The sequence below is a fragment of the Mesorhizobium sp. IMUNJ 23033 genome, from assembly GCF_044778005.1.
Taxonomy (GTDB): Bacteria; Pseudomonadota; Alphaproteobacteria; order Rhizobiales; family Rhizobiaceae; genus Mesorhizobium; species Mesorhizobium amorphae_A.
Genome location: NZ_JBJACT010000007.1, coordinates 17,412 through 42,917 on the forward strand (window position 1 = coordinate 17,412; position 25,506 = coordinate 42,917).

Consider the following 25,506-nt stretch of genomic DNA (forward strand, 5'->3'; position numbering starts at 1 on the left):
CCCATTATAGCGCCAACCAACCGCACAGAGCTTGCATTCAAACGCTTGAAATGTTCATCTGATGCGTGAAACGTGCACAGAGAGGAGAACGACCGTGGATGATGTGCGCATTGATCAATTTGACCGCAAGATATTGGCGCTGCTGCAGGCCGATGCGCGGTTGACCAACAGCGATTTGTCGGACCGGGTGAATCTATCGCCGTCGCAATGCTCGCGCCGCCGTCAGCGGCTGGAGGAGGACGGCTATATCAAGGGGTATCGCGCCGTGCTCGATCGCGACCGGCTCGGCTTTTCGCTGGTCAACGTCATCTCGGTGACCTTGGCCACCCACAACCGCGACAATGCCAGGCGCTTCGGCGAATTGCTGGCGCGGCTGCCGGAAGTGCAGGAGGCGCACGCGCTGACCGGCGAGATGGACTACATCTTGAAGGTGGTGACGCCGGATCTGAAGTCGCTGTCGGAATTCGTCAACGACGTGCTCTTGCCGCACGAATCCGTGCAGCACGTGAAGACGGCGATCGTGCTGGAGACACTGAAGGAAACCGGCGCGCTGCCGATCTAAGCCTTCTGCTGCTGGACCAGCCCATAAAGATTGGTGCAGCGCGCGCCGGAGCGGCAATAGGCGAAGACGGGGCCTTCGAGTTCGTCTAGCGCTTTGGCCTGGTCCTCGACATTTTCCATGGTGATCTGGCCGCTGATGACCGGGACGAAGCGGAAAGCGAGTCCTGCCGCTTCGGCGGCTGCCTTGACGCTGTCGGCCGAGGGCTGGCCGGGCTGCTCATTGTCGGGCCGGTTGCAGATGACGCTCTTGAAGCCGGCTTCCTTGATGGCGGCGACGTCTTCGGGCTGGATCTGCCCCGCAACCGAATAGTCTTCGCTGATCTGGCGGTATTCCATGGTGTCCTCGCAATCCGATTTGGCGGCAGTCTTGCCACTCCCCGGTCGGACCGGCAATCCGCGCAGGGAAGAAATCTCCCTGCGCACATAGACATTTCCGGCGAGGAATCCAACCGGCCTTGCTCAACTGCCGAGGATGGCGCCTTTGATCTGGGCGATGTTGTTGTGCATCATGTCGATATAGGTCGAGGCCGGGCCGTCGGGCTGCGACAGCGCGTCGGAGTAGAGCGTGCCGCCCACCTTGATGCCGGTCTCGCTGGCGATTTGCTCGATCAGGCGCGGATTGGTGATGTTCTCGACGAAGATCGCCGCCGCCTTATCCTGCTTGACCTGATTGACCAGCTTGGCGACGTCGGCGGCCGAAGGCTCGGAATCGGTCGACACGCCCTGCGGCGCCAGGAAGGTCAGGCCGTATTCGTGTTCGAAATAGCCGAAGGCGTCATGCGAGGTGATGACGACGCGTTTTTCTTCCGGGATGGACTGGATCGCCGTCTTCACTTCGCCTTCGACCGCATCGAGTTTCTTGGTGTAGGCGGCGGCGTTGCTCTGGTAGCTGACGCAGCCCGCGGAATCGGCGGCGCAGAAGGCATCGGCGATGTTCTTCACATAGATCTTTGCGTTGGCGATCGACTGGAAGGCATGCGGGTCGGTGACCGTCTTGCCGCCACCCGTGCCGGCGCCTTCGGCAGCGTCGGCATCGGCGAACTCAGGCTTGAAATCGATCGGCGTCACACCCTTGGACAGCACCGCGATCGTCGCCTTGGTGGCGCTGGCGTCGACCAGGCGCTGCAAAAAGCCTTCGAAATGCAGTCCGTTGACCAGCACCACATCGGCGCCGGCCATCGCCACCGCATCGGCCGGGCTCGGCTCGTAGACATGCGCATCGCCATCCGGGCCGACGATGGTAGTGATGTTGACCCGGTCGCCGCCGACATTTTTCGCGAAATCGGCAATGACCGTGAAGCTGGCGACCACCTTGAGCGGCGCCGCGAAGGCCGAGGAGCCTCCAAAGGCACTTAATGTTATAACGCTCATCGTCAGGGCGGCGCGGATCGATTTCAGCATTGGGAAGATCTCCTTGTAGGGCGGGGGGTGAGGATCAGGCGGTTCGGTGGCGGTGATGCACGATGCGGGCGCGCAGCACGCCGCGCGTGCCGAACAGGATCGAGGCGAAGTAGACGACGCCGGCGGACAGGATGATGGCCGGACCTGACGGCAGCGACGCGTGATAGGAGAGCAACAGCCCGGCAATGCAGGAGGCGAAGCCGATCAGCACCGCCAGCACGCACATCGGCTCGACGCGCACGGTCCAGAAGCGGGCGGCCGCCGCCGGCAGCATCATCAGCCCGACCGACAGCAGCGTGCCCAGCGCCTGGAAGCCGCCGACGAGGTTGAGCACGACGAGGCCGAGAAAGATGAAATGCACAGGGCTGCCGAGACGGCTGACCGAGCGCAGGAACAGCGGATCGAGGCATTCCGCGACCAGCGCCCGCCAGAAGATGACGAGGCAGACCAGTGTCACCGCGACGATGCCGCCGATCAGCGCTAGCGCCTCATTGTTGAGCGCCAGCACGGTGCCGAACAGCACATGCATGAGGTCGACGCTGGAGCCGCGGATCGACACCATCAGCACGCCGATGGCGAGCGAGATGAGATAGAAGGCCGCCATCGAGGCGTCCTCGCGCTGGATCGTGAAGCGCGAGACGGCACCGGCGCCGAGCGCCACGATGACGCCGGCGATCAGCCCGCCAATGGTCATCGGCAGGATTTCCAGCCCATAGAACAGGAAGCCGGCGGCGGCACCGGGCAGGATGGCATGCGCCATGGCGTCACCCGACAGGCTCATGCGCCGCAGCATCAGGAAGACGCCGACCGGGCAAGCACCGAGCGACAGCATCAGCGAGCCGATCAGCGCCCGCTGCATGAAGCCGAAATCGGCAAAGGGGGCGATAAAGAGGGTGTAGAGCGCGTCCATCAGGCCGCCCTCGGCCCGGAGCCATGATGGTGTTCATGAACGTGATCGTGCCCGTGGACATGCCCGTGATCATGGCCTTCCGGCTCGCACCACGGCGCATTCTCTTCCCACGCTTCATGGAAGCGGCGGGCGCGCAAAAGGTTCTCCGGCCGCAGCGTTTCCTTGGTCTCGCCCCAGGCCACAGGCTGGCGGGCGAGCAGCAGCGTTTCTGGAAAATTCTGCCTGACGAGGTCGAGATCGTGCACCACGACCATGACAGTGCGTTCCTCGCCATGCCAGCGCTTGATCAGCGCGATCAGGTCGCCGACGGTCTTGGCATCGACGGCGTTGAACGGCTCATCGAGCAGGATGAGATCGGCGTCCTGCAGCAGCACGCGGGCAAACAGCGTGCGCTGCAATTGGCCGCCCGACAAAGTGTCGATCGGGCGCTTCTCGAAGCCGCCGAGACCGACGGCCATCAGCGCCTGGCTGACGGAGTCGCGATCCTCTTTTGTATAGCGGCCTAGCATGCCGCGCTTTGGCCAGAGGCCCAACGAAACCAGATCGACGACCCGCGCCGGAAAGGAGCGGTCGAGCTCCGACTGCTGCGGCAGATAGGCGGCGCGCACGCCGGGCGCGCGGATCACGCTGCCGGCCATCGGCTTGAGAACCCCGACGATGCCCTTCATCAGCGTCGACTTGCCCGAACCATTGGCGCCGACGACGGCGGTCAGCGAGCCCTTGCGGATGGTGCCGTCGAGATGATGGATCGCCGGGTGGCTGCCATAGCCGAGCGTCAGGTCGCGGAAGGTCAGGCAGGCATTTGTCATCAAACGATCCGTGGCGCGGAAATCCGCGCTGCTGCAGGCGGCCAAGTCGATATGTGATGTTATTACATTAGTCAACAAGCCATTCCGGCGGAATTGCGGCGCCCCGGTCAACTCGCCGTGTACGGCTGGCCTCGCGCCCACCGCCTTGGCTCAAGAAGGATTCGCCCAGGCGGCCTTGCCCGAAGCAAGCCGCAACTCTAAAGAGGCGCGACCCACAAAAGGAAGGAAACATCCCATGAGCATTCGTCGCATCGATGTAGGCCCGCGCATGACCCAGATCGTCATCCACGGCAACACCGTCTATCTGGCCGGCCAGGTCGGCGAGCCCGGCGGCAACGTTGCCTCGCAGACCCGCGACATTCTGGCGACCGTCGACGAATTGCTGGCCAAGGCCGGCACCGACAAGACCAAGATCCTGCAGGCGATCATTTGGCTGGATGACATGGGCACCTTCGCCGAGATGAATGCGGAATGGGACAAGTGGGTGCCTAAGGGCCACACGCCGGCCCGCGCCACCGGCGAAGCCAAGCTCGCCGGCCCGGAATACCTGGTCGAGATGATTATTACCGCTGCGATTTGAGGCATGGCGCTTTACCTTCTCCCCTTGTGGGAGAAGGTGGCCGAGCGAAGCTCGGTCGGATGAGGGGTGTTGGACTGATCGCCACCTTGAACAACTAAGCGCTTAAAACTGCTTGATCTTTTGACGCCTCATTTCTTCCAGCAACCCCTCATCCGTCTCGGCACTGCGCGCCGATCCACCTTCTCCCACAAGGGGAGAAGGGGTGTGGCACTACCCCTGCGATGGCCTGAACCGCGCCACCAGCGTGTGGCTCTCGGCCGCATAGGTGAAGCGGACATGGGTGACTGGATGCTCGGCGCTCCATGTCCGCCGTTCGACCACCAGGCACGGCGCGCCGGGCTCGATGTCGAGGGCATCGGCAATGTGCTGGTCGGCGGCAATGGCGCGGATGCGATGCTCGGCTTCGCTCCAAGGCACGCGGCCGATCAGCCAGGGGCCGGGTGCGATTTCAAGAAATTCCTCCTCGCCAGCCTCCACGACGGCGGTCAGATTGATCAGCCGTTGTTCGTGTGCGAACGGCCGCTGTCCGGCGAAATGCAGGCACTCCAGCGCCAGCACAGGCCCTGCGGCGGTTAGCTCAAGCAGGGCGCGGTCCTCGGCGCTGCTGCGCCGCTTCAGCCGCGCCAGCCTTTCATAACGATAAAGCAGGCCGAGCGCTTCGACCTCGATCCGGATGTCGTGGATTTCCAGCACCGCGGCTTGCGACTGCGGCCGGCGCACGAAGCTGCCCGAGCGGCGGCGGCGCTCGATCAGTCCGGCCTTGGCCAGCTGCGACAGCGCCTTGTTCACCGTCATGCGCGAGCAATTGTACTCAGACGTCAGTTCATGCTCGAACGGGATGCGGTGGCCGGGCGCCCAGGCACCTGACAGGATTTTTTCGCTGATGTCGGACAGGATGCGCTGGTGCAGCGAGCCGCCGCCTTCGACCACCGCTGTCTCGATCAGGCTCATGCCGAAAGCGCCGTCATCACTTTGCGAAACCGCGCGGCAATCGCCTCGCGTTTTGCATGCCTGCCGTCGCTGACCTGCTTCTTGCCATGCACCCAGACGCAATCGACTTTGGTGCCATTGGCGAAGATCCAGGCATCGAGGATCGCATCGCCGGCCTTTCCGGCCAGCGATGGATGATCTGCATCGAGCGAGACGAAATCGGCAGCGGCGCCGGCTGCGATCCGCGAAGGGCCAGCGCCCAGTGCTGGGCTGCCGCCGTCTAGTGCCGCATCGAACAAGGCGCGCCCGGTCGAGCCGCCGGCGACCGCCAGCACATTGCGGGCGCGATGCGCAAGGCGCTGCGAATATTCGAGCTGCCGCAATTCGTCAGGCAGGCCGATCAGCACGTTGGAATCCGAACCGACACCGAAGCGTCCGCCATGTTCGGTGAACAGCGGCGCGGCAAAGGTACCGTCGCCGAGATTGGCCTCGGTGATCGGGCAGAGACCGGCAACGGCACCGCTTTTGGCCATGCCGACCGTCTCGGCCTCGGTCATGTGGGTGGCATGGATCAGGCACCAGCGCTGGTCCACCCCGGCATTGGCGAGCAGCCATTCGACCGGGCGCGCGCCGGACCAGGCGATGCAGTCCTCAACCTCTTTCACCTGCTCGGCAACGTGGATGTGAACCGGCCCGTCTTGCGCCATGGCGGCGACCGAGGCGAGTTGATCCGGCGTCGCGGCGCGCAGACTGTGCGGGGCGACGCCGACGACGGCTTGATTCAGAGCGCGAACACACTCCCGGCTTTTCTCAAGCAGCGGCGCGAACCTCTCCACATCATTGATGAATCGCCGCTGGCCTTCATTGGGCGCCGCGCCGCCGAAGGAGGAATGCGCGTAAAACACCGGCAGCAGCGTCAACCCGATGCCTGTCTCGCCGGCCGCCGCCGCGATGCGCTCCGCCATCTCGGCGATGTTGGCATAGGGTTTTCCGTCGCGATCGTGATGAAGATAATGAAACTCGCCGACGCGTGAAAAACCGGCTTCCAGCATCTCGACATAGAGCTGGGCGGCGACCGCCTCGACCTGGTCGGGCGTCATCGACAGCGCGAAACGGTACATCACCTCGCGCCAGCTCCAGAAACTGTCGGCGGAAGGGCCGCGCAATTCGGCGAGACCCGCCATGCCGCGCTGGAAGGCATGGCTGTGCAGGTTCGGCATGCCGGGCAACAGGATGGCGTGTCGTTCGTCGCCGGCTTGCGGCGATGCACCTGCGTCGACTGTCACGATGCGGCCGTCAGCCAGTGATATCCTGACATTGCCGTGCCAGCCGTCGGGCAGCAGCGCCTGTTCCGCAAAGATCGCCGTCACGTTTTTCTCCGAATCCCGCTTTCCATTCACGATAGCACTTGCAGTGCGTTTCAATATGTATATACATAATTGCCATCCATTGAAACGGAAAAGATGATGGCGGCACAAATGAAAAGCCGGGCAGGGGGCCTTCACCTTTGGCGCAATGCGCGCCTGGCGACCTTGTCCGAAAACACGTCCGGACTGGGCATCGTCGAAAAGGGCGCGATCGCCGCGCGCGATGGCCTGATCGTCTATGCCGGCCCGGAAGCCGAGATGCCGTCCAGCCTCGCTCAGGGCGCCGAGAGCATCGACTGCGATGGCCGCTGGATCACGCCCGGCCTGATCGACTGCCATACACATCTTGTCTATGCCGGCAACCGCGCCAACGAGTTCGAGATGCGTCTGGCCGGCGCCACCTATGAAGAGGTCGCCAAAGCCGGTGGCGGCATCGTCTCGTCGGTCAAATCCTTGCGTGCCGCCAGCGAGAACGAACTTGTCGCCCAGACGCTACCGCGCCTCGATGCGTTGATGGCGGAAGGCGTCACCACCGTAGAAGTAAAGTCGGGCTATGGCCTCGACCTAGCCAATGAGACAAAGTCGCTGCGGGCCGCGCGGCAGCTGGGCAACAAACGCCCGGTGACGGTCCGCACCACATGCCTCGCCGCCCACGCGCTGCCGCCCGAGGCAAAAGGCGACAAGGACGCTTTCATTGATCTCGTCGCCAAGGAGATCCTGCCGGCCGTTGCCGCCGAAGGTCTCGCCGATGCGGTCGACGGATTCTGTGAAGGCATCGCCTTTTCGCCCGAGCAGATGTCTCGCGTTTTCGACAAGGCCAGGGCGCTGGGCTTGCCGGTGAAGCTTCACGCAGACCAGTTGTCCAATCTGCACGGCGCAGAACTCGCCGCACGCTATGGCGCGCTCTCTGCCGACCATCTTGAATACACCGATGAGGCCGGCGCGGCCGCAATGGCCAAGGCTGGCACCGTGGCGACGATCCTGCCCGGCGCCTATTATTTTATCCGTGAGACCAAGAAGCCGCCGGTCGCCTTGTTCCGCCAGCACGGCGTCAAAATGGCGGTCGCGACCGACTGCAATCCCGGCACCTCGCCGCTGACCTCGCTGCTCTTGACCATGAACATGGCGGCGACCTTGTTCGGCCTGACGGTCGAGGAATGCCTTGCGGGAGTCACCCGCGAAGCGGCCCGCGCGCTCGGGCTGCTGGAAAAGACCGGCACCTTGGAGGCCGGCAAATCCGCCGATCTCGCGATCTGGGACATCGAGCGCCCGGCCGAACTCGTCTACCGCATGGGCTTCAACCCGCTGCATGCCCGCATCTGGAGAGGACAATGACCGAACTCGTTTTGAAGCCCGGCAATGCGACGCTTGCCGACTGGCGCGCCATCTACCGCGGCGCCGTGCCTAGGCTGGATGACGCCTGCCGGCCAAAGATCAAGGCCAGCGCCGAGGCCGTCGCAAGGATCGTCGCCAAGGGTGAGCCGGTCTATGGCATCAACACCGGCTTCGGCAAATTGGCGAGCGTCCGCATTCCCGCCGCCGACCTCGAGACCCTCCAGCGCAACATCGTGTTGTCGCATGCCGCCGGTGTCGGCGAGCCGATGCCGGTCGCTGTCACCAGGCTGATGATGGCGCTGAAACTCGCCAGCCTGGCGCAGGGCGCATCCGGCGTGCAGCCGCAGACCATCGAATTGCTGGAAGCCATGCTCGCCAATGACGTCATCCCAGTGGTGCCGGCGCAAGGCTCGGTCGGCGCTTCCGGCGATCTGGCACCGCTGTCGCACATGACCGCTGTGATGATCGGCGTCGGCGAATGCTTTACACCGCATGGCCGTTTCCCGGCCAAGGTCGCCTTCGTCTCGCACGGGCTGGAGCCGGTCACGCTCGGGGCCAAAGAAGGGCTGGCGCTGCTCAACGGCACCCAGTTCTCGACCGCTTACGCTTTGGCCGCCCTGTTCGAGGCCGAGGTCCTCTACCAGTCGGCGCTGGTCGCCGGCGCCCTGTCGACCGATGCGGCAAAAGGCTCCGACGCGCCCTTCGATCCGCGCATCCATCTGCTCAGAAAGCATCGCGGCCAGATCGAGACGGCGGACGCGTTGCGCAATCTGATGGCCGGCAGCGCCATCCGAGAATCGCACCGCGTCGGCGACGAGCGCGTGCAGGACCCGTACTGCCTGCGCTGTCAGCCGCAGGTGATGGGTGCCGCACTCGCCGTGCTGCGCCAGGCCGCCGATACGCTGGGCACCGAGGCCAATGGCGTCACCGACAATCCGCTGATCTTCGCCGAGGATGACACGGCTCTTTCCGGCGGCAATTTCCACGCCGAGCCGGTGGCCTTCGCCGCCGACATGATCGCGCTTGCCGTCTGCGAGATCGGCTCGCTGTCGGAGCGGCGCATCGCCATGCTGGTCGACCCGGCGCTGTCCGGCATGCCGGCCTTCCTGACGCCGAAGCCGGGGCTGAACTCCGGCTTCATGATCCCGCAGGTGACCGCCGCGGCGCTGGTTTCCGAGAACAAGCAGAAGGCCTATCCGGCGAGCGTCGATTCCATCCCGACCTCGGCCAACCAGGAAGACCACGTCTCGATGGCAGCACACGGCGCACGCCGGCTGATCGGCATGGTGGAGAATGCCACGGCAGTCATCGGCATCGAGTTGCTGGCCGCCGCGCAAGGCTGCGACTTCCACTCTCCACTGCCTTCGAGCACTGCGCTCGAAGCTGTCCGCAAGCTGGTCAGGGCGGAAGTGCCGCATCTCGACAATGACCGCCATTTCCACCCCGACATGGAAAAGGCCATCGCCATTGTGCGCAGTGGTGCGGCGGTGGAGGCGGCGGGCGCGGTGGCGCTGCCCGCGATTTCGGGAGCGGCATGATGGCCGACTGGCTCACGGTAACGGACGGCACGGCACCGCTGCTGGTGTCGATCCCGCACACCGGCATCGATCTCGCCGGCCTCGAGAACCGTTTGGTCTCGCCTTGGCTCGGCCGCCGCGACTGCGACTGGTGGATCGACAATCTCTATGATTTTGCTGCCGGCCTCGGCGCGACGATCGTCCATACGGCGATCTCGCGCACCGTCATCGACGTCAACCGCGACCCGTCCGGCGCATCGCTCTACCCGGGCCAGGCGACGACTGGCCTTTGCCCGACCGAGAGTTTCGATGGTGATCCGCTCTACCGCGAAGGCGAAGAGCCGGGACCGTCGGAGATCGATGAGCGCCGCGAAAAATACTTCATGCCCTATCATGCCGCCTTGCAGGCCGAAATCGACCGGCTGCGCGGCCTGCACGGCAAGATCGTGCTCTATGACTGCCATTCGATCCGCTCGGTGCTGCCGCGCCTGTTCGAGGGCACGCTGCCGGTGTTCAACCTCGGCACCAATGATGGCAAGAGCGCCGATCCTGCGTTGCAGGCGATGGTTGGCCAGATCCTCGCCGAAACCGGCGAGACCTTCGTCATCAACGGCCGCTTCAAGGGCGGCTGGATCACGCGCAATTTTGGCAAACCGCAAAACAACGTGCATGCGCTGCAGATGGAGCTCTCCAACCGTGGCTACATGCGCGAGCCCGAAGGCAAGGGCGCGCCGGACAATTGGCCGGCTCCTTATGATGCCGAGTTTGCAGCACCGATCCGCGCCACGCTGAAAAAGATCCTCGAAACCGCGATTGACTGGGCCGGACGCTGACGCGCCGCCTTACTCGAAAGGGACAATGATGACCGATCCTCGCCACAACATCCGCGAAGTCCGCAGCCCGCGCGGCGCCGAGCTCAACGCCCGCACCTGGCTGACCGAGGCGCCGCTGCGCATGCTGATGAACAATCTCGATCCCGACGTTGCCGAAAACCCCAACGAACTGGTCGTCTATGGCGGCATCGGCCGCGCCGCGCGCACCTGGAACGATTTCGACCGCATCGTCGCGTCGCTGAAGACGCTCGGCGAGGACGAGACGCTGCTGGTCCAGTCCGGCAAGCCGGTCGGGGTGTTTCGCACCCATCCGGATGCGCCGCGCGTGCTGATCGCCAATTCCAATTTGGTGCCGCATTGGGCGACCTGGGAGAAATTCAACGAGCTCGATAAGAAGGGCCTGATGATGTACGGCCAGATGACGGCCGGCTCGTGGATCTATATCGGTACGCAAGGCATCGTGCAGGGCACCTACGAGACCTTCGTCGAGGCCGGCCGCCAGCACTATGGCGGCAATCTCAAGGGCAAGTGGATCCTGACCGGCGGCCTTGGCGGCATGGGCGGCGCCCAGCCGCTGGCGGCCGTCATGGCCGGCGCCTGCTGCCTGGCCGTCGAATGCGATCCCGACCGTATCGATTTCCGGCTGCGCACCCGCTACGTCGACGAGCGCGCCGACACGCTGGACGAGGCGCTGGAAAAGATCGAGCGCTGGACCAAGGCCGGAGAGGCGAAGTCGGTCGGCCTCGTCGGCAACACCGCCGATATCGTGCCGGAACTAGTGCGGCGCGGCGTGCGCCCCGACATGGTCACCGACCAGACCTCGGCGCATGACCCGCTGAACGGCTATTTGCCCAAGGGCTGGACGCTGGCCGAATGGCGCGAGAAGCGCACGTCCGATCCCAAGGCGGTTGAGAAGGCCGCCCGCTCGTCGATGCGCGAGCATGTAGAGGCCATGGTGGCGTTCTGGAATGCCGGCGTGCCGACGCTCGACTATGGCAACAACATCCGTCAGGTGGCCAAGGAAGAGGGCTTCGAGAACGCCTTTGCTTTCCCCGGCTTCGTCCCGGCCTATATCCGCCCGCTGTTCTGCCGCGGCATCGGCCCGTTCCGCTGGGCGGCGCTGTCTGGTGATCCCGAGGACATCTACAAGACCGACGCCAAGGTGCGCGAACTCACTCCCGGCAACACCCACCTGCACAATTGGCTGGACATGGCGCGCGAGCGCATCGCCTTCCAGGGCTTGCCGGCGCGCATCTGCTGGGTCGGCCTCGGCGACCGCCACCGGCTTGGCCTCGCCTTCAACGAGATGGTGGCCAAGGGCGAGCTCAAGGCGCCCGTCGTCATCGGCCGCGACCATCTCGATTCCGGCTCGGTCGCATCGCCCAACCGTGAGACGGAAGCGATGAAGGACGGCTCCGACGCCGTCTCCGACTGGCCGCTGCTCAACGCGCTGCTCAACACCGCGTCCGGCGCCACCTGGGTGTCGCTGCACCATGGCGGCGGCGTCGGCATGGGCTTTTCGCAGCATTCAGGCATGGTCATCGTCGCCGATGGCACGCCCGCAGCAGCAAAGCGGCTGGAGCGGGTGTTGTGGAACGACCCGGCGACCGGCGTCATGCGCCACGCCGACGCCGGCTACGACATCGCTGTTGACTGTGCCAAGCAACACCAACTCAACCTGCCGGGCATTTTGGGGTGAGAAACGTCCGGCCGCAGGCAGGCGAAAAGCCGCAGAAGCGGCTTTTCGCGTTTCGAACGCCCGTAGCCATTGCGGAGGGTTAAGCATGCGCATCCTTCGTGCCGCCGACTACCGCGTCATGCCGTGGAAGAACGGCGGCGGCACGACGACCGAAATCGCCGTCTCACCTGACGGCGTCGGGCTCGACGATTTCGACTGGCGCGTCTCCATGGCGCGCGTCGAGGCCGGCGGGCCGTTTTCGAGCTTTGCTGGCGTCGACCGCACCTTGGCCGTACTGGAAGGCGAGGGCATCATCCTCGATATCGCCGGTCAGGCCCCGCAGAAACTGACCAGCGCCTCCGCCCCGTTTTCCTTCCCGGCCGACGTGCCGACCGGAGCCGAGCTGATCGCCGGTCCGGTCACCGATCTCAACGTCATGACCCGCCGCACCCGCATGACCCACACTGTCGAGCGGCTGCTGATTTCGACCGCGATCGACGTTTCGCCGGCCGATGATGCGACGCTCGTCCTCTGCCTCGACGGCGAACTCGCGGTGCACGGCGCCGCGCCGGCGCGCCTGGGTCCGCTGGATGCGGTTCTGCTGGGGCAGGGCGCCTCGGAACTGCGCTTGGAGCCCACACGGACGGCGGCTCTGTTCGTCGTCCGCATCGGTCGTGTTGCCGGCAACGGTTAACGCCTGTCTCCAAACATGATCGCGCTGCCGGCGAAATATCGCGTAAGCTGTTGCCCGTACCACGAAAAAGCCTGAATCCGATCAAATCCGAATGGGTGCGAGGGGCGCTCATCCGGAAGTTGTCGAGAGACGGCGCCCTGTCGCGCGCGGAAACAACATTTCGACCAATGTCGCCATGCAACCAATTGCATTTGAATCGCTTTTAGGGACATTGCCGTGGCGGGGACGCCGCATCGCGCCCGCTATACGGAATTTTCAATGAACATACAGACGAACCCCGCCAAGATCGAAAAGACGAGCGCCGCCTTTCCGGCCATTACGGAAGAGCCGATCCGCTCCAATTTCCTGCCGGAGGACCGGCTGCGTGCGCTGGGCAGCGGCCTTGCCGAGGGCGAAGTCGGGGACCTGTTCGGGCTGACGTTGTTCGAATTCCAGGCCCGTATCCGCGACAGCGCGAAACGGATTCTCGAAGTCTACCGCTCGACCAATGCCGCGCAAGCGAAGGGCGAAACCATCACGCCGGCGGCGCAATGGCTGCTCGACAACAACTATCTGGTCGAGGAGACGATCTTCCAGGTCAAGCGCGATCTGCCGCGCCGCTTCTATCGCCAGTTGCCGACCCTGAAACTGTCCGACGGTACCAGCGTGCCGCGCGCTTTGGCGGTGGCCTGGACCTATGTCGCGCATTCCGACAGTTCGGTCTCGGCGACCATGTTCAAGTCGATCGTCGAGGGCTTCCAGTCGGTAGAGCCGCTGAAGATCGGCGAGCTCTGGGCGCTGCCGTCGCTGCTGCGCTTCGTGCTGATCGAAAACCTTCGCCGCATCGCCGTGCGCGTCAACCGCACGCGGCAGATGCGCCAGATCGCCAACGAAGTCGCCGACCGCGTGCTGGCGACCGACGACAACGCCGACCGCCAGGCGATCCTGTCGCACTACGTCACCCATGCGCAGGACACAACCTTCGCCACCCAACTGCTCTACCGCCTGCGCGACGGTTCGCAGAATGCCGGCCGGGCGCTGGAATGGCTGGAGGGCGAGCTCGAGAAGACCGGCTCCGATGCCGAGGAAATCATCATCTCGGAGCACCACACGCTGTCCAGCGGCAATGTCACCACCGGCAACATCATCCGCGGCCTGCGTCTGATCAACGACGTCGACTGGACGGTGTGGTTCGAAGGCGTCAGCCGCATCGACACGCTGCTGCGCGAGCGCACCGATTTCGCGGCGCTCGACTTCTTCTCGCGCGACCAGTACCGCACCGCCATCGAGGAGCTGGCGCGCCGCTCCGAGCTTTCTGAATACCGCGTCGCCGAGAAGGCGATCGAGCTCGCCGGCCGTGCTACCGGCGCCACCGAGAGTGCAGCGCATACGGATGTCGGCTTCTTCCTCGTCGGTCCGCGCCGGCTGGAGCTGGAAAAGGCGATTGGCTACCGGCCGACCGTCAGCGTCACCGTCAAGCGGACCTTCGCCAACACCGGCTGGCTGGGTGTCGTCGTGCCGGTGTTTGCGCTGACCGTCCTGCTTCTGGCGCTCGCCGGCAACGCGCTTGCCCATCTCGGCCTTTCGGTGCCGTCCATCGTGCTGATGCTGGCGCTGTTCGCCGTGCCGGCCAGCGAGGGCGCGCTCGCATTCTTCAACACCGTCGTGTCGCTTTTCCTGAAGCCGACGCGGCTCGTCGGTTACGACTACAAGCATGGGGGCGTGCCGGCCGAGGCGCGCACCCTGGTCGTGGTGCCCTCGCTGATCGGCTCGCGCGACGATGTCGAGGAAAACATCCGCAACATCGAGGTGCACCACCTCGCCAACACGGCCGACGAGATCCGTTTCGCGCTGCTTTCGGACTGGCCGGATTCCAAGACCGAGATCGACGCCGCCGATATCGAGATCCTGCAATATGCCCGCGACGAGATCGCCCGGCTCAACGCCCGCTATCCGTCGGAAGGGGCGCCGCGTTTTTATGTGCTGCACCGGCGCCGGCTTTACAATGCCGCGCAAGGCTGCTGGATGGGCTGGGAGCGCAAGCGCGGCAAGCTGCACGAGCTGAACCTTTTGCTGCGCGGCGACAGCGACACCACCTTCCTGCCGCTTGATGTGCCACTGCCGGAAAACGTCGTCCATGTGATGACGCTCGACGCCGACACGCGCACCACCCGCGATGCCGTCGCCACCTTGGCCGGCAAGCTCAGCCATCCGCTCAACCGGCCGCATTTCGATGCGGCCAAGCGTCGTGTCACCGCCGGCTACACCATCCTGCAGCCGCGCATCACCGCTTCTTTGACCAGCGGCGACGACGCCTCGTTCTTCCAGCGGATTTTCTCCGCCAATCGCGGCCTCGACCCCTACGTCTTTGCCGTTTCGGACGTCTATCAGGACGTCTTTGGCGACGGCTCCTTCACCGGCAAGGGCCTCTATCATGTCGATGCCTTCGAGGCGGCGCTGAAGGGCCGCATCGAGGAGAACACCATCCTCAGTCACGATCTGCTCGAAGGCGCTCTGGCGCGCTCGGCGCTGGTTACTGATGTCGAGCTGGTCGAGGACTATCCGATCCGCTACTCAGTTGATGCTTCCCGCCATCACCGCTGGGCGCGCGGCGACTGGCAACTGCTCGGCTTCATCTTCAATCCGCGCTCCGGCGTGCCGGCGCTGTCGCGCTGGAAGATGGTCGACAATCTGCGCCGCTCGCTGACGCCGATCTTCTGGGTGATGGCGGCGATCGCCGGCTGGACGCTGCTGCCCTTCACGCAGGCCGCGCAATGGCAGGCGCTGCTGATCCTCAGCCTGTTCATGGCGCCGACCTTCGACATCGTCAACGGCATCCTGCCGAAGAGCGGCGACCAGACGCCGCGAGGCCATTTCTCGGCGCTGGCGCGCGACACCGTCTTCGGCACGGCCCTCGTGGCGCTTAAGATCCTGTTGATGGCGCATAACGCCTGGATGATGGGCGATGCGATCGTGCGTACGGTCTACCGCCTGTTTGTCAGCCGGCAGAACCTGCTCGAATGGCGCACCGCCTCGCAGGCGCACAAGAGCGGTGGCAGCGATCTCGCAGCCTATTACGGCATGATGTATGGCGCCGTGATTATCGGCGTCGTCGGCCTGGCCATTCCAGTACTCGCCGATTCCACCGGCGCCTTCGTCGCCTTCTTCTTCGCGATTTTCTGGATCGGCTCGCCGGCGGTCGCCTGCTGGATCAGCCGCTCGGCCGAGACCGAGGACCGGCTGCGCATCTCGGCCGCCGACATCCATGCGCTGCGCACCGTGGCGCGGCGCACCTGGCACTACTTCGAGACTTTCGTCACCGCCGAGCACCACAATCTGCCGCCGGACAATTTCCAGGAGAGCCCGGCGCCGGTGGTGGCGCCGCGCACCTCGCCGACCAATATCGGCGTCTACCTGCTGTCGGTGGTTTCGGCGCGCGATTTCGGCTGGATCAGCCTGTCCGACGCCATCACCCGTATCGATGCGACGATGGCAACCATCGAGAGCATGCCGCGCGATCGCGGCCATCTCTACAACTGGTACGACACGACCACGCTGAAGCCGCTGTATCCGCTCTACATCTCGGCCGTCGACAGCGGCAACCTCGCCGGCCATCTGGTGGCGGTGGCGGCAGCCTGTGCCGAATGGGCGGAGGCGCCTTCCGTTCACCTGCAGGGCGACTTCGAGGGCATTCTCGACACGGTGACCATCCTCGACGAGAGCCTCGAGGAATTGCCCGACGACCGCCGCCAGCTCAGGCCGCTGCGCCAGCGGCTGGCCGATCGTCTCGACGGCATGCGGCGCGCGGTGATGACCATCAAGGCACAGCCCGAGATGGCGTCGATCCGCACCATCAACCTTGCCGTGCTCGCCGGCGAGATCCGCAAGCTTGCTGTCGCCATCCACACCGAGGCCGCGTCGCCGCGCAGCGATGTCATCGCCGATTGGGCGGCGCGGCTGGAGGCCACCTGCGAGGCGCATGTCCACGACTCGCATAATGACGAGAACGCCGTCGAAACCTTGCGCGCCAGGCTCCTGGCACTGCGCGAGCGCACGCGCCGCTACGCCTTCGAGATGGATTTCTCCTTCCTGATGCGGCAGGAGCGCAAGCTCCTGTCGATCGGCTACCGGGTCGAGGAACACCAGCTCGACGAAAGCTGCTATGACCTTCTCGCCTCCGAGGCGCGGCTGACCAGCCTGTTCGCCATCGCCAAGGGCGACCTGCCGACCGAGCACTGGTTCCGTCTTGGCCGGCCGATCGTCGAGATCGGTTTCCAGGGCTCGCTGATGTCCTGGTCGGGCTCGATGTTCGAGTATCTGATGCCGCCGCTGGTGATGAAGGAGCCGCAAGGCAGTATCCTCAACCAGACCAGCAAGCTGATCATCAAGCGCCAGATCCAGTATGCCCGCTCGAAGAACGTGCCGTGGGGAATTTCGGAAGCCGCCTACAACGCGCGCGACCGCGAGCTGACCTACCAGTACACCAATTTCGGCGTGCCCGGGCTCGGGCTGAAGCGCGGCCTTGGCCAGAACACGGTGATCGCGCCTTACGCGACGATCCTGGCGGCGCAGTTCACGCCGCGCGAATCCGTCCAGAACCTGGCAAGGTTGAAGGCCATTGGCGCGCTTGGCCGGCACGGCTTTTACGACGCCGTCGATTTCACGCCGCAGCGTGTGCCCGAAGGCTCCGACCACGCCGTCGTGCTGAACTACATGGCTCACCATTCGGGCATGTCGATCGCCGCCGTTGCCGACGCCATCTTCGAGGGCCGCCTGCGCGACCGCTTCCACAGCGACCCGGTCATCGAGTCGGCCGAACTCCTGCTGCAGGAGAGGGCGCCGCGCGACATCCCGACCGCCACCGTCAGGACCGAGGCCGACGAGCGCTCCAAGGACGAGACCGAGACCGAAAGCCCGGACACGCGCATCATCCTCGATCCGGCACGCGCGCTGCGCTCGACCAACGTCATGTCCAACGGCCGCTATTCGGTGATGGTCACCGCCACTGGCTCGGGCTACAGCCGCTTTGGCGAGTTGGCCGTCACCCGCTGGCAGCCGGACCCGACCGAGGATCGGCTCGGCTCCTACGTCTTCCTGCGCGATGCCGGCACTGGCGACTGGTGGTCGGCGACATCAGAGCCGAGGCGGGCTGAGAACGAGCGCGTCCAGACGCTGTTTTCCGACGACAAGGCGAGCTTCATCAAATCCGTGGGATCGCTGCGTTCGGAAGTCGAATGCATCGTCATCTCGGAAGGCAATGGCGAAGGCCGCCGCGTCACGCTCTACAATGACGGCGCCGTCGATCGGCATATCGAGGTGACTTCGTTCGCCGAACTGGTGCTGGGCAACGAAGCCTCGGACTACGCCCATCCGGCCTTCTCGAAAATGTTCGTCGAGACCGAGATCGCGCCCAACAAGGGCGCCATCCTCGCCACCAGGCGCAAGCGCGAGAAGAACGAACCCGACCTCACCATGGCGCATTTCGTCACCGATCCTTCGGGACCGGCGCGCGATGCCGAGGCCGAGACCGACCGGCGCGCCTTCATCGGCCGCGGCCGCACCATCGTCGATGCGGCTGCCTTCGATCCCGGCGCAAAGCTTGGGGGCCATTCCGGCTTCACGCTGGATCCGGTCGCAGCCCTTCGCCGGCAGGTGCGCGTGCCCGCCAACAAGAAGATCTCGCTGACCTTCTGGACCGTCGTCGGCGCCAACCGCGCCGAGCTCGACGAAGCCATCGCCCGGCTCGACCATCCGGAAAGCTTCGCCCGCCAGGCGATGCTCGCCTGGACCCGCAGCCAGGTGCAGACCCGCCATCTCGGCCTTAGCCTGACCGACGCCGCCAATGTGCAGAAGCTGGCGCGCTATCTGGTCTATCCTGATTCCTTCCTGCGCCTGCCGGCCGAATCCATCGCGTCGGGTCTTGGCAAGCAGTCGAGCCTGTGGCCGACCAGCATCTCCGGCGACTTCCCGATCTTCCTGGTCCGCATCGGCGACGTCGCCGATCTGGAGATCGTCGCCCAGGCGCTGCGCTTCCAGGAATATATGCGCGCCCGCGGCATGATGATCGACTTCGTCGTCGTCAACGAACAGGCGTCCTCCTATGTGCAGGACCTGCAAAGGGCAGTCGAGACGCTGTGCGAAAACGCCCGCCTGCGCGGCAAGGAGCTCGGCCCGCGCCAGCACATCTTCGCCGTACGCCGCGACCTGATGGACGAGGCCACCTACAAGACCTTGCTCGCGGTTGCCCGTGTCGTGCTGCACACGCGCAACGGCACGATCTTCGACCAGATCGAGCGCGCCGAGGCGGCGGCGCTGCAGGCGCGTGATGCCCTGCAGCCGGCGCCGGGCGCAGCGGGCCCTCGCGAGCCATCACTGCCGGCACCGGCCTTCATGGCGCGCGCCTCGGCGGAAAGCAGCGCCGACGGCAGCGGCTTGAGCCTCTGGAACGGTTTTGGCGGCTTCGACGGCGACGGCCGCCACTACGTCACCCGTTTGACCGGCCACCGCACAACGCCCCAGCCCTGGATCAACGTCATCTCCAACGCCTCGTTCGGCTTCCATGTCTCGGCCGAGGGCGCGGCCTTCACCTGGAGCCGCAACAGTCGCGACTACCAGCTGACGCCATGGTCGAACGATCCGGTCTCGAACCGGCCGAGCGAGGGCATCTACATTTACGACCACGCCAGCGGCAAGGCATTCTCGCCGACGGCCGCCGTGCTGCGCGATCCCGCCATGACCTACGAAACATGGCACGGACAGGGTTTTTCGACCTTCCGCTCGAAGCGTGGGCCGCTGTCGATGGACCTGACGCATGTGGTGGACGCGGACGATCCGGTGAAGATCACCCGGCTGCGTATCCAAAATTCCGGCTCGGTGTCGGCGCGGCTGCGCATCTATGCCTACGCCGAATGGGTGCTTGGCGGCCATCGCTCGCGCACAGCGGCGACCATCGTCCCGTCGCGGGATGCCGCGACCGGCGCGCTGCTGGCGAAAAATCCCTATGGGCTCGATTTCAGCGAGCGGGTGGCCTTCCTGGCCGCCGGCGGCCCGGTGCATTCGGTGACGGCGGACCGCAGCGAGTTCATCGGCAGGCATGGCAGCAGCGAGTATCCGCAGGCGGTGCTGGCGGGTGCCAACCTGTCCGACCGCGTCGAAGCCGGTGATGATCCCTGTGCCGCGATCGCCAGTGATGTCGACATCCCCGCCGGCGGCGACGTGACGCTGTTCTGGCTGCTCGGCGACGCGGCCTCTGTCGAAGAGGCGAGCGCGCTGGTGCAGACCCATCGCGGCAAGGATTTCGACCAGCGTCTGGCCGACAATGAGCGCGTCTGGCGCGGCTTCCTCGATACCATCCAGGTCGAAACGCCCGACAAGGCGCTCGACGCCATGGTCAACCACTGGCTGCCCTACCAGAGCCTCGCCTGCCGCATCCGTGCCCGGTCCGCCTTCTACCAGGCGAGCGGCGCCTTCGGCTTCCGCGACCAGCTGCAGGACACGCTGGCGCTCTTGGCGCATGATCCAAAGCTGGCGCGCGACCAGATACTCAATGCGGCGCGCCGGCAGTTCCCCGAGGGTGATGTGCAGCATTGGTGGCTGCCGCGCACCGACGCCGGTGTGCGCACCATGATCTCGGACGACGTGGTCTGGCTCGCCCACGCCACCAGCCGCTACATCGACGTGACCGGCGATGCCGGCATCCTGAAGGAGCAGTTGCCGTTCATCGACGGGCAGGAACTCGGCGAAGGCGAGCACGATGCCTTCTTCACGCCGGAGATTTCCAAGACGCATGCCTCGCTCTACGACCATTGCGCGCGGGCGCTCGATCTTGCCATCAAGCGCAGCAGCCCCGCCGGCTTGCCGCTGATCCTCGGCGGCGACTGGAACGACGGCATGAACCGCGTCGGCGAAGGCGGCAAGGGTGAGAGCGTCTGGCTGGGCTGGTTTCTCTTGAAGACGCTGGGCGACTTCGCCCCCATCGCCAAGACGCAGGGCGACACCAAGCGCGCACAAACCTGGACAAAGCACGCCGACGCGCTGAAGCGGGCGCTGGAAAGCACCGCCTGGGACGGCCAATGGTATCGCCGCGGCAGCTTCGACGACGGCAGCCCGCTCGGCTCGCACAACTCCGCAGAGTGCAAGATCGACTCCATTGCTCAGTCGTGGAGCGTGCTGTCGGGCGAGGGCGATCCGGCGCGCTCGACCACCGCCATGCAGCAGGCGACAAAGATGCTCGTCGACGACGAGCTCAAGATCGTCAAGCTGTTCACGCCGCCCTTCTCCAGGACCGACAAGGACCCGGGCTACATCAAGAGCTACCCGCCGGGCGTACGCGAGAACGGCGGCCAGTACACCCACGCGGCGACATGGTTCGTCATCGCGCTGGCCGAGATGGGCCGCACCGACGACGCCTACCGATGCTTCTCGATGCTGAACCCGGTCAACCATTCCGCCGACGAGGCTACCGCCGAGCATTATCGGGTCGAGCCCTATGTCGTGGCGGCCGACATCTATGCCGGGGAAAGCAAGGGCGGTCGTGGCGGCTGGACCTGGTACACCGGGTCGGCCGGCTGGCTTTACCGGGCTGCGGTCGAAGGCATTCTGGGCATCGAGCGGCGCGGCAAGCAGATCACGTTCCGGCCGAAACTCCCCGGCCATTGGGACGGCTATGCGGCGACGCTCAAGATGCTGGAGGCCGAGGTCAAGGTTCGTGTCATCCGCGACAAAAAGGCCAAATCCATCTCGCTCGAGGTCAATGGAACCAAGACAAAATCCTCGTCCTTTGAGCCGAAGGCCGGCGACAAGGTCGAGGTGGTTGTCAGGATACCTGCGTGACATCAAAGGCTTGAAGCACTATCTGCACGTCCTTCGGGGCGGGCAGTACTCTCTCGTCTTTATTTGCGGATCATCTTGGCGAACGGCCGGCTCGATCTATTAGACCCAGCTACGCAAGCTTCCGGTGATTAAAAATGTGGCAGCGCTTCGGCGCTGCCATGATTTTGCCGCAAGGCTGACATTTCACCTTTTATCTCAAACCGTTAGGTGATCACGACAGATTTCGCAGCGTCGTCATCTTTTGTTCGCGAATTGGGAACGGAAGAGGTAGACGGGCATTGTTTTGCGACGCGTTAACCGGTACGTGTCAAGAAATGGTGCGGTGCACAATAAAACTTTTGGCGGAGTAGCTGAAGTGTCACTTCTGCAAATCTACTGGAGAGCGCTGGGTTATCTCGCGGCCGACAGAAAGCGCGTCGCGCTGATCTGCGGCGCGAACGTCGCGCTTGCCATTATCGCCATCCTCGAGCCGATCATGTTCGGACGGGTGATCGATGCCATCTCCGAGCATGGCTCGGTGTTCTCGACGCTGGGATTGTGGGCCGGCCTTGGTGCCTTCAACATCGTCGCCTTCGTGCTGGTGGCGCGCGGCGCCGACCGTTTCGCTCATAAGCGGCGCAGCGAAGTTCTGTGCCAGTCGTTCGAGCGCGTGATCACGATGCCGCTCGCCTGGCATCACCAGCGCGGCACCTCCAATTCGCTCCACACGCTGCTGCGCGCGGTGGAGACCCTGTTCAGCCTGTGGCTCGAATTCATGCGCCAGCATCTGTCGACGGCTGTCGCCCTGGCGCTGCTGATCCCGACCGCGCTCAGCATGGACGTTCGCATGTCGATGGTGTTGCTTGCGCTCGGCGCCCTCTATGTCGGCATCGGCCGGCTGGTCATGCGCCGCACCAAGGCAGGCCAGGCAGCGGTCGAGCGGCACTACCACACCGTGTTCGCGCATGTGACCGACTCCGTCAGCAACGTCGCCGTGCTGCAGAGCTACAACCGCATCGGCCATGAGACCGAGGCGCTGAAGCGTTACGTCAAGAACCTGCTCGATGCGCAGAACCCGGTGCTCGATTGGTGGGCGATCGCCAACGCGCTGCATCGCCTGTCGTCGACCATCTCGATGATGATTGTGCTGCTGATCGGCGCCTATCTGGTCACCCATGGCCAACTGCGCATCGGTGACGTCATCGCCTTTACCGGCTTCGCCACGCTGCTGATCGCCCGTCTCGACCAGATGTCGGCCTTCGCCAACCAGATCTCCGAGGCCCGCGCCAAGCTAGAGGACTTCTACCGCCTCGAGGACTCGGCCGCCGAAACCGCCGAGCCCGACGGTCTGCGCGACCTCGTCAACGTCACCGGTCACGTCCGTTTCGAACATGTCGGCTTTGAGTTCGCCAATTCCGGCCAGGGTGTCGACGACGTGTCGTTCGAAGTCCAGGCAGGCCAGACGGTCGCCATCGTCGGCCCGACGGGCGCCGGCAAGACGACGCTCATCAACCTGCTGCAGCGCGTCTTCACGCCGTCCAACGGCCGCATCCTGATCGACGGCATCGATACGCGTTCGGTGACCCGCAAGTCCCTGCGCCATTCGATTGCCACCGTGTTCCAGGATGCCGGCCTGCTCAACCGCTCGATCGAGGACAACATCCGCGTCGGTCGCGCCGAGGCGACCTATGACGAGGTCCACGCCGCCGCCAATGCCGCCGCCGCGCAGGACTTCATCCTGTCGAAGAGCGCTGGCTACGACACGGTGGTCGGCGAGCGCGGCGGCCAGCTTTCGGGCGGCGAGCGCCAGCGCATCGCCATCGCCCGCGCCGTGCTCAAGGATGCGCCGATCCTGGTCCTCGACGAGGCCACCAGCGCGCTCGACGTCGAGACCGAGGACCGCGTCAAGGAAGCGATCGACGAGTTGCGCCGCGATCGCACCACCTTCATCATCGCCCACCGCCTGACCACGGTCCGCGACGCCGACCTGGTCGTGTTCATGGACAAGGGCAGGGTGGTCGAGTTCGGTGGCTTTGCCGAATTGTCGCTGCGCAACGGCCGCTTCGCCAGCCTGCTGCGCGCCGGCGGCCTGCTCAACGACGAAGAAGTCCGTCGCCTCAGCCGGACAGTGAACGAAGCGGCTTAAGCGGGACGGCTTTCCCTTCTCCCACGGGGAGAAGGAAGAGCCTGCCTCGCCTGCGACAACCACTCGATTGCCCCAAACACGCCGCCGGTCTATGTAAGGCCGCATGAGCGACACCACCTCACGCCTTGCCGGCTGGATGGATATTGCCAACCCGACGCGCTTCGTCGGGCTGGCCGATAGGCTCGTGCCGTGGCTGGCTTCGGTCGCCGCCATCCTGCTCGCTGCCGGCCTCTACATGAGCTTCGCAGCACCTGAGGACTTCCAGCAGGGCATCACCGTGCGCATCATGTACATTCACGTGCCTTTCGCCTGGCTCGCCATGATGTGCTACACGCTGATGGCGATCTCGGCGTTGGGCACGCTGGTCTGGCGCCATCCGTTGGCCGATGTGGCGCTGAAATCGGCGGCTCCGATCGGCGCCGTCTTCACGGCACTTGCGCTGATCACAGGCTCCATCTGGGGCAAGCCGATGTGGGGTACCTGGTGGGTGTGGGACGCGCGACTAACCTCGGTCTTCGTGCTGTTCCTGATGTATCTCGGCATCATAGCACTGACCCGGGCACTCGATGTCGCAAGCCGCGCCGCCTGGGCCGCTGCCATCATCACGCTGGTCGGCTTCATCAACATCCCGATCATCAAATTCTCGGTCGACTGGTGGAACACGCTGCATCAGCCGGCTTCGGTGTTCCGCATGGGCGGCTCGGCCATCGATCCCTCGATGTTGCGACCGCTGCTGGTGATGGCGCTCGGCTTCACCGTGCTGTTCTTCGCCCTGCATCTGATGGCCATGCGCACGGAAATCCGCCGACGCCGCGTCATCTCGATGCGCCGTGTGGCGGCGCGGCAGGCTAACTGACCTCAGTCGAAGATCAGCTACCGCTCCTCACCCCATCCGGCCGCGCGCAGCCACCGGCAGCGTTTCCAGCACCTTGTCGCCGTCGATCAGATGCACCTGGTCGAACAAATTGGTGACGACGCAGCAATGGTCGGGCACGACGCGCACGCGCTCGCCGATGCGAAGCTTGGCGCCATCTGAAAGCGTGACATTGCCATGCTCTTCGCTCAATCCGGCGATCCTCGCGCCCGGAATGCCCAGCAGCTCGCCGAAATCGGCCAGCCCCAGCGTGTCGCTGGACAGCGCCTTGCTGCCGGCATCGAGGATGGCGCGCGCCAGCGTCGGATGGCTGACCACCGTCGACAGCACCGTCAGCGCACAATCGTCGAGGCTGCCGACGCCTTTGGCGACCTGGTAGCGGTCGAGATAGATGTAGGTGCCGGGCCGATATTCGGTGACGACGCTGTCCTCGCCCGAGCGCCACATATCGGGCGTGCCGCCGCTGGAGATGCGGTCGCAGGCGAGACCTGCTGCCGCCAGCGCTTGTTTGGCATCTACGAGCCACGACTCGGCCTGAGCCGCGCGGCCGGCCGCCGGATAGGTCATCAGCCCGCCGAAGCGAAGGCCCCTGGCCTTGTCGATCTCGCGCGCCAGCGCGACCGCCTCATCGGCCGTCTGCACCCCGCAGCGGCCCATGCCGGTGTCGCATTCGACCAGCACCGGCAGCGGATGGCCGGCATCGGTGAATGTGGCGGCGAGCCCTTCCAGCGTCTCCCTGCTGTCGGACGTCACCGACAGCGTGACGCGGCCATGCAGCGCCTTCAGTCGCTCCAGCTTGGCGCGGCCGAGGATATTGTACGGGAGAAAAATATCTGTCAGCCCGGCATCGGCCATCACCTCGGCCTCGCCGATCTTCTGGCAGGTGATGCCGACCGCGCCGGCCGCAACCTGCTTCTTCGCCCAATAGGGCAGCTTGTGGGTCTTGATATGCGGCCTGAGCTTCAGTCCATGGCGGTCGGCATGCGCCTGCGCCCGCTTGATGTTGGCTTCGGCGCGGGCGGCATCGATCAGGATCGCCGGCGTATCGAGGTCGTCTATGCTGCGCATGGATTGTCACCTT

At 64.9% G+C, this 25,506-nt stretch carries 17 protein-coding genes; 10 read left to right on the forward strand and 7 right to left on the reverse strand.

Annotated elements, in window-relative coordinates; genetic code table 11:
- Positions 1-94: 94 nt before the first annotated feature.
- Complete coding sequence (locus tag ACFX5Q_RS10695) at positions 95-562, forward strand: Lrp/AsnC family transcriptional regulator (protein WP_006205881.1); 468 nt, start codon at positions 95-97, stop codon at positions 560-562.
- Here ACFX5Q_RS10695 and ACFX5Q_RS10700 read toward each other — a convergent pair.
- The 4 genes from ACFX5Q_RS10700 to aztA form a co-directional block, all read right to left on the reverse strand.
- Complete coding sequence (locus ACFX5Q_RS10700; RefSeq protein WP_404277513.1) at positions 559-897, reverse strand: TIGR01244 family sulfur transferase; 339 nt, start codon at positions 895-897, stop codon at positions 559-561. The genes ACFX5Q_RS10695 and ACFX5Q_RS10700 overlap by 4 nt on opposite strands.
- A 123-nt stretch (positions 898-1,020) precedes the next feature.
- The gene (gene aztC, locus ACFX5Q_RS10705; protein ID WP_404277515.1) at positions 1,021-1,962 is read right to left on the reverse strand and encodes a zinc ABC transporter substrate-binding protein AztC; all 942 of its coding nucleotides are present in this window, start codon (positions 1,960-1,962) and stop codon (positions 1,021-1,023) included.
- A gap of 34 nt (positions 1,963-1,996) precedes the next feature.
- A complete protein-coding gene (aztB, locus tag ACFX5Q_RS10710; protein ID WP_404277517.1) occupies positions 1,997-2,872 on the reverse strand; it encodes a zinc ABC transporter permease AztB in 876 nt (291 codons plus the stop codon).
- Positions 2,872-3,681 (reverse strand): zinc ABC transporter ATP-binding protein AztA, encoded by an 810-nt coding sequence (gene aztA, locus ACFX5Q_RS10715; RefSeq protein WP_404277519.1) that lies wholly within the window; start codon positions 3,679-3,681, stop codon positions 2,872-2,874. The genes aztB and aztA overlap by 1 nt, the downstream gene beginning before the upstream one ends.
- Positions 3,682-3,916: 235 nt before the next feature.
- On the opposite strand from aztA, the gene ACFX5Q_RS10720 reads away from it, so the two are divergent.
- Positions 3,917-4,261, forward strand: a complete 345-nt coding sequence (locus ACFX5Q_RS10720) for a RidA family protein (protein WP_192182714.1) — start codon at positions 3,917-3,919, stop codon at positions 4,259-4,261.
- Between the two features lie 210 nt (positions 4,262-4,471).
- Here the strand turns inward: ACFX5Q_RS10720 and hutC are convergent, their stop codons facing one another.
- On the reverse strand, positions 4,472-5,212 hold the full coding sequence (gene hutC / locus ACFX5Q_RS10725) for a histidine utilization repressor (protein WP_404277522.1): 741 nt from the start codon (positions 5,210-5,212) through the stop codon (positions 4,472-4,474).
- Positions 5,209-6,561 (reverse strand): formimidoylglutamate deiminase, encoded by a 1,353-nt coding sequence (locus ACFX5Q_RS10730; RefSeq protein ID WP_404277524.1) that lies wholly within the window; start codon positions 6,559-6,561, stop codon positions 5,209-5,211. The genes hutC and ACFX5Q_RS10730 overlap by 4 nt, the downstream gene beginning before the upstream one ends.
- A gap of 96 nt (positions 6,562-6,657) precedes the next feature.
- Here ACFX5Q_RS10730 and hutI point away from each other — a divergent pair, with 96 nt between their 5' ends.
- The 8 genes from hutI to ACFX5Q_RS10770 all read left to right on the forward strand — a co-directional run bounded on the left by hutI (position 6,658) and on the right by ACFX5Q_RS10770 (position 24,407).
- Complete coding sequence (gene hutI, locus ACFX5Q_RS10735; protein WP_404277526.1) at positions 6,658-7,893, forward strand: imidazolonepropionase; 1,236 nt, start codon at positions 6,658-6,660, stop codon at positions 7,891-7,893.
- Positions 7,890-9,431: a histidine ammonia-lyase gene (gene hutH / locus ACFX5Q_RS10740; RefSeq protein ID WP_404277528.1), complete on the forward strand. Its 1,542-nt coding sequence runs from the start codon at positions 7,890-7,892 to the stop codon at positions 9,429-9,431. The genes hutI and hutH overlap by 4 nt, the downstream gene beginning before the upstream one ends.
- Positions 9,428-10,243 (forward strand): N-formylglutamate deformylase, encoded by an 816-nt coding sequence (gene hutG, locus ACFX5Q_RS10745; RefSeq protein WP_404277530.1) that lies wholly within the window; start codon positions 9,428-9,430, stop codon positions 10,241-10,243. Before hutH ends, hutG begins: the two co-directional genes overlap by 4 nt.
- 25 nt (positions 10,244-10,268) lie before the next feature.
- Positions 10,269-11,942 carry a urocanate hydratase gene (gene hutU, locus ACFX5Q_RS10750; RefSeq protein WP_404277532.1) on the forward strand — a complete coding sequence of 558 codons (1,674 nt, stop codon included), beginning with the start codon at positions 10,269-10,271 and terminating at the stop codon, positions 11,940-11,942.
- 85 nt (positions 11,943-12,027) lie between these two features.
- Positions 12,028-12,615: a HutD family protein gene (locus ACFX5Q_RS10755; RefSeq protein WP_404277534.1), complete on the forward strand. Its 588-nt coding sequence runs from the start codon at positions 12,028-12,030 to the stop codon at positions 12,613-12,615.
- 258 nt (positions 12,616-12,873) lie between these two features.
- The gene (locus ACFX5Q_RS10760) at positions 12,874-21,426 is read left to right on the forward strand and encodes a GH36-type glycosyl hydrolase domain-containing protein (protein ID WP_404277536.1); all 8,553 of its coding nucleotides are present in this window, start codon (positions 12,874-12,876) and stop codon (positions 21,424-21,426) included.
- A gap of 355 nt (positions 21,427-21,781) precedes the next feature.
- Positions 21,782-23,551 (forward strand): glucan ABC transporter ATP-binding protein/ permease, encoded by a 1,770-nt coding sequence (locus tag ACFX5Q_RS10765; protein WP_404277538.1) that lies wholly within the window; start codon positions 21,782-21,784, stop codon positions 23,549-23,551.
- A gap of 103 nt (positions 23,552-23,654) precedes the next feature.
- Positions 23,655-24,407 (forward strand): heme ABC transporter permease, encoded by a 753-nt coding sequence (locus ACFX5Q_RS10770; protein ID WP_404277540.1) that lies wholly within the window; start codon positions 23,655-23,657, stop codon positions 24,405-24,407.
- Positions 24,408-24,434: 27 nt separating this feature from the next.
- On the opposite strand, the gene ACFX5Q_RS10775 is transcribed toward ACFX5Q_RS10770, so the two are convergent.
- Positions 24,435-25,493: a D-TA family PLP-dependent enzyme gene (locus ACFX5Q_RS10775; RefSeq protein ID WP_404277542.1), complete on the reverse strand. Its 1,059-nt coding sequence runs from the start codon at positions 25,491-25,493 to the stop codon at positions 24,435-24,437.
- Between the last annotated feature and the right edge of the window lie 13 nt (positions 25,494-25,506).

Coding starts and splice junctions, on each gene's coding strand:
- ACFX5Q_RS10700 (WP_404277513.1), bottom strand. CDS start 897: ATGGAATACCGCCAGATCAGCGAAGACTATTCGGTTGCGGGGCAGATC.
- aztC (WP_404277515.1), bottom strand. CDS start 1,962: ATGCTGAAATCGATCCGCGCCGCCCTGACGATGAGCGTTATAACATTA.
- aztB (WP_404277517.1), bottom strand. CDS start 2,872: ATGGACGCGCTCTACACCCTCTTTATCGCCCCCTTTGCCGATTTCGGC.
- aztA (WP_404277519.1), bottom strand. CDS start 3,681: ATGACAAATGCCTGCCTGACCTTCCGCGACCTGACGCTCGGCTATGGC.
- ACFX5Q_RS10720 (WP_192182714.1), top strand. CDS start 3,917: ATGAGCATTCGTCGCATCGATGTAGGCCCGCGCATGACCCAGATCGTC.
- hutC (WP_404277522.1), bottom strand. CDS start 5,212: ATGAGCCTGATCGAGACAGCGGTGGTCGAAGGCGGCGGCTCGCTGCAC.
- hutI (WP_404277526.1), top strand. CDS start 6,658: ATGGCGGCACAAATGAAAAGCCGGGCAGGGGGCCTTCACCTTTGGCGC.
- hutH (WP_404277528.1), top strand. CDS start 7,890: ATGACCGAACTCGTTTTGAAGCCCGGCAATGCGACGCTTGCCGACTGG.
- hutG (WP_404277530.1), top strand. CDS start 9,428: ATGATGGCCGACTGGCTCACGGTAACGGACGGCACGGCACCGCTGCTG.
- hutU (WP_404277532.1), top strand. CDS start 10,269: ATGATGACCGATCCTCGCCACAACATCCGCGAAGTCCGCAGCCCGCGC.
- ACFX5Q_RS10755 (WP_404277534.1), top strand. CDS start 12,028: ATGCGCATCCTTCGTGCCGCCGACTACCGCGTCATGCCGTGGAAGAAC.
- ACFX5Q_RS10760 (WP_404277536.1), top strand. CDS start 12,874: ATGAACATACAGACGAACCCCGCCAAGATCGAAAAGACGAGCGCCGCC.
- ACFX5Q_RS10770 (WP_404277540.1), top strand. CDS start 23,655: ATGAGCGACACCACCTCACGCCTTGCCGGCTGGATGGATATTGCCAAC.
- ACFX5Q_RS10775 (WP_404277542.1), bottom strand. CDS start 25,493: ATGCGCAGCATAGACGACCTCGATACGCCGGCGATCCTGATCGATGCC.